The organism is Candidatus Chryseopegocella kryptomonas, from assembly GCF_001536065.1.
In the GTDB taxonomy this organism is placed as follows: domain Bacteria; phylum Bacteroidota; class Ignavibacteria; order Kryptoniales; family Kryptoniaceae; genus Kryptonium; species Kryptonium kryptomonas.
In genome coordinates this window covers 1-4,598 of the sequence record NZ_CZVW01000043.1, presented here as the reverse complement: position 1 = coordinate 4,598, position 4,598 = coordinate 1, and the positions used below count along the sequence as shown (strand labels likewise).

The 4,598-nt window shown below is 36.6% G+C and carries 5 protein-coding genes; all 5 read left to right on the top strand.

From position 1 onward, the window contains the following. Positions 1–347, top strand: a 347-nt coding sequence (locus AWW83_RS09775; RefSeq protein ID WP_420021896.1) for an endonuclease III domain-containing protein, incomplete at its 5' end; no start/stop codon positions are given. 125 nt (positions 348–472) lie between these two features. Continuing rightward, positions 473–1,294, top strand: a complete 822-nt coding sequence (locus AWW83_RS09770; protein WP_200754005.1) for an undecaprenyl pyrophosphate synthase — start codon at positions 473–475, stop codon at positions 1,292–1,294. Then, entirely contained in the window at positions 1,287–3,635 is a 2,349-nt protein-coding gene (gene bamA, locus AWW83_RS09765; protein WP_234697308.1) for an outer membrane protein assembly factor BamA, read from the top strand. Before AWW83_RS09770 ends, bamA begins: the two co-directional genes overlap by 8 nt. A gap of 27 nt (positions 3,636–3,662) precedes the next feature. Beyond that, complete coding sequence (locus AWW83_RS09760) at positions 3,663–4,196, top strand: OmpH/Skp family outer membrane protein (protein WP_092351173.1); 534 nt, start codon at positions 3,663–3,665, stop codon at positions 4,194–4,196. After that, the coding region (locus AWW83_RS09755) for an OmpH/Skp family outer membrane protein (protein ID WP_092351172.1) at positions 4,193–4,598 on the top strand (406 nt) is incomplete at its 3' end. The genes AWW83_RS09760 and AWW83_RS09755, both read left to right, overlap by 4 nt.

Sequence of the window (4,598 nt, the reverse complement as noted above, 5' to 3'; positions counted from 1 at the left end):
AAACAGCAGGATGTGTTTTGCTTTTCGGGTTCGGTAAAAATGTTTTCCCAGTTGATACGCACATTCATAGAATTTTGAACCGAACTGGCATAGTTAAAACGAAAACACCAGATGAAACATTTTTCAAGGTCAAAGAGCATATTCCAGATGGTTTGGCTTATGTTCTTCACACTGGATTGATAAAATTTGGGCGAACGATTTGCAGAGCAAGAGAGCCATTGTGTGGAATTTGTCCGATTTACAAGGTTTGTAAATTTGAGAAGAAAAATTTTTATAAGGAAAAGAGCAGGGAATTAAAATTCTCATTGAAAGAGTCAGATGAGTTCATACTTCTTGATGAGGTTTGAAATTTTTTGCGAGGTCAAAAATTGATTTTTTGGGTTTAAAGAGTTAAATTTTCTTTTGAAAATTTTAGAATTTATGAGGAAAAAATTAATTGATTTTTCACAAAAAAAGCAAAGATTCGGATAAAGTGAGCGACGCAGTATCATCATCACAGGTTGGTTCATCAAAGAGTTCACAGGATAGAAAAATTCAAGAGGAATTGAAAAAAAGCGGTGAAATTCCCACGCACATTGCAATCATAATGGATGGCAACGGAAGATGGGCAAAGAGAAGAGGACTCCCGAGAGTTGCAGGACACAGAGAAGGAGTCAAATCCGTCCGTGATGTTGTTGAAGCATGTGCACAACTTGGGGTAAAATATCTCACGCTTTTTGCTTTTTCAACTGAAAATTGGAGAAGACCAAGACAGGAGGTTGATACGCTGATGAAACTTTTGATAAGGACATTGAGAACGGAGACGGAAAACCTTCACAAGAACGATATTAAATTGATGGCTATCGGAGATATTGAGAGTTTGCCTGTTGAGGTTCAAAAGGAACTTAAAGAGGCGATTGAGAAGACAAAGAATAACAAGAGAATGATTTTAAATCTTGCTTTAAGTTACAGCGGGAGATGGGAAATAATTGAAGCGGTGCGGGATATCGCAAGAGATGTTAAAGATGGAAAAATTAAAGTTGAAGATATAAACGATAAACTTTTTTCAAGATATTTGAGGACTGCTGGCATTCCAGACCCAGATTTGCTCATCAGAACAAGTGGGGAATATAGGATAAGCAATTTCTTGCTGTGGCAGATTGCGTATACAGAACTTTACATTTGCGATTGTCTATGGCCTGATTTCAGAAGAAAACATCTTTATGAGGCGATTAGGGACTATCAAAAAAGAGAAAGACGATTTGGTATGACGAGCGAGCAGATAAAAAAGAAAGGTTTAAATGGAAATGCGTAAAATTTTTGTTGTTTTAATTTTGATTCAGTCAATCTTATTTGCTCAACAGCAGGAAGTTTATAAAATTCTTGGTATATCGGTTGAGGGAAATATTGTCGCTCAACCAGCGGCAATAATTGCAAACTCCGGATTAAAAGTCGGTGATGAAATAAGTTTTACAAGGGTTGGGAATATAATTGTTGCTGGGGATAAAATTAGAAATGCTATAAAACAACTTTGGGCTTTGCGAATTTTTAAAAATGTAAGCATTGAGATAGAAAATCAGGTTGGCGATGGAGTTTATCTTCTTATAAGAGTTGAAGAATACCCACGGCTTGAAGATATTGTGATTGAAGGGAACAAAGCCCTATCAACAAAGGACATAAAGAACAAAATCAATCTCGTCAGGGGTCAGGTAATAGCCGAGCATAGATTGACTTCAATTGAGAACGAGGTTAAAAAGGCATATGAAGAAAAAGGTTATTTTCTCGCAGATGTTAAGTTTGAAATAATACCAACGAAGGAAGGACGGGCAAATTTAAAGGTAAAGATAAACGAAGGAAAGAAAATTTCAATTAAAAAAATTATCTTTGAAGGAAATGTCAAAGTCAAGGATGGGGATTTGAAAGGGGCAATGAAGGAGACGAAAGAGAAGAAATGGTGGATGTTTTGGCGAACCGCAAAATTTGACAGGAAAAAGTATGAGGAAGATAAGAAGAAATTGATTGAGTTTTATAGAACGAAAGGTTTTAAGGACGCAACCATACTTGATGATTCAATTTACACAGATGAAAAGAAAGAGCATCTTTTCGTCAAGATAAAGGTTTACGAAGGACCGCAATACAAGGTGAGAAATGTTAAGTGGGAAGGGAATACTGTTTTTGATGACAAAGTTTTGAGCGAACGGCTTGATTTTAAGTTGGGGGATATTTACAATCGTGAAAAGTTTGAGAAAAATTTATATGGAAATGAACAACAAACAGATGTTGCTTCGCTTTATCTTGACAATGGGTATCTTACGGTGAATATGCAACCAGAGGAGGTTAAAATAAGTGAAGACACGATTGATATAGTCATCCATGTTTTTGAGGGGAAACAGTTCAGAATAAGAAGGGTTGATATAAAAGGGAACACGAAGACGAAGGATAAAGTTATAAGGCGAGAACTTTACACTATTCCAGGAAAGTATTTCAGCAGAAGCGACATCATAAGAAGTATAAGAAATCTTGCAGTGTTGAATTATTTTAATCAGGAGAAACTCAAACCAGATTACAGGATGGTGAGCGATTCAACGGTTGATTTGACTTATGAAGTTGAGGAAAAGTCAAGCGATACTTTTAACGCATCAGTTGGATACAGCAGTTTTGGTTTGATTGGTAGCATTGGCGTTACATTTAACAATTTCTCAATTACAGAGCCGTGGCGTGGTGGTGACGGTCAGATGTTAAATCTTGAATGGGTTTTTGGAAGATATGATTACAGAACTTTCAGTTTGAGTTTTAGAGAACCGTGGTTCAGGGATACGCCCACTTCAATTGGATTTAATTTATTTGATACAAGATATGGCTTTACATATGATTTGAGGCAAACTGGTGGTTCGTTTAGTTTAGGTAGGAGATTGAGATGGCCAGATGATTATTTCAGAGTTGATTATGTTTTCAGGTTTCAAATTTACAATGTCGGTGGAACAAGCGATTATTATCAGCAGGGTAAATGGAGTCAGTTCAGTTTGACGCAGGTTATATCAAGAAATAGCATTGATAATCCGATATTTCCGACGATTGGTTCAAATGTTTCTTTGTCAACCGAAATTTCAGGTGGACCGCTTCCTGGGACAACGGATTATTTCAAAGTTTATTTTAGTTCTGAGTGGTATAGCAGGATTTTCAACTGGGATAAGCTTGTCTGGTATAATTCTTTTGATTGGGGATATGTTGATGGCTTTAAAAAAGATTCATTTATTCCGCCGATAGAGAGATTTTCAATGGGTGGGACGGGACTTGGTTATATAGCTGTTACACCGCTTCGTGGATATGAAGATATGTCAATAGGAGTGACCCCAAATGGTGTTCCTGAGGGGAAAATTTTAATGAAATACACGACTGAAATTCGTTTCGGTTTGACGATGAATCCGATGCCGATATATTTGCTTTTATTTGCGGAAGCTGGGAATGCATGGGCGAGGACAAGGCAAACTAACATTTTTGACTTAAATCGCTCAATTGGATTTGGGGTGCGTCTTCATATGCAACCCATTGGTTTAATTGGCTTTGATTATGGTTACGGTTTTGAGGATGTAAGACCTAAAGACGGCAAGCCCGACGGATGGCATTTCCATTTCCAGTTTGGAAGAGGTTTTTAATTTTAAAACTAAAATCGGAGAGAAATAATGATGAAAAAATTGGCTCTGTTAACATCTTTAATCTTTGCCACAGTAATTTACGCACAACAGGCGACGATAAGAATTGGTTATGTTGATTCGCAGGTTATTTTACAGCAGTTGCCAGAAGCACAGCGAATTCAAAAAGAGCTTGACAACCTTTTGCAGAAATATCAAAACGAACTTGATCAAATGACCAAAACATATCAGAGTAAAGTTGAGGAGTATCAGAAAAAAGAAGCGATGTTGAACCAGCAAGCAAAAGAACAGATGCAGAGAGAAATTCTTGAACTTGAGCAAAAAATTTATGAATACAGAGCTCAAAAACTTGGACCGCAAGGTGAATTTGAAATGGAGAGAGAAAAACGGCTTAAACCTTTGAGAGACAAAATAATTGATGCAATTGAAGATGTCGCAAGGGAAGAAAAGTTAAACTTTGTTTTTGATAAAGCTGGGGATGTGATTTTGCTTTATGCGGATAAGCAATTTGATATAACTTATAAAGTTCTTGACAAATTAACAAGGGGAGCGAAATCTAAATGAAGTCCTTGTTCAGATTTGCTTTTTTGATTTTGTTTTCGCTTTCATCCTTATTTTCACAGATAAAAATTGGTTATGTTGATTCTGAAACCATTATGAAGCAACTTCCAGAGGCGCAAGAAGCACAAAGAAGAATTGATGCGCTTGTCCAACAGTGGCAAAGCGAACTTCAAAAAATGAGAGACGAATGGAAAGCAAAATATGATGAATACGAAAAAAGAAAACTTATTCTTACGGATGAAGCAAGAGCGCAAATGGAAAAAGAATTGAGCGAACTTGATAGAAAAATCGCAGAATATCAAATGCAGAAATTTGGACCTGATGGCGAACTTTATCGTAAGCAAGATGAGCTTGTGAAACCAATTCAGAACAAAATTTTTAATGCAATAAAAGAAGTTGCGGTTG

Bases quoted from the DNA above. Each gene is read 5' to 3' on its own strand.
- bamA (WP_234697308.1), top strand. From the start codon at position 1,287: ATGCGTAAAATTTTTGTTGTTTTAATTTTGATTCAGTCAATCTTATTT.
- AWW83_RS09760 (WP_092351173.1), top strand. From the start codon at position 3,663: ATGATGAAAAAATTGGCTCTGTTAACATCTTTAATCTTTGCCACAGTA.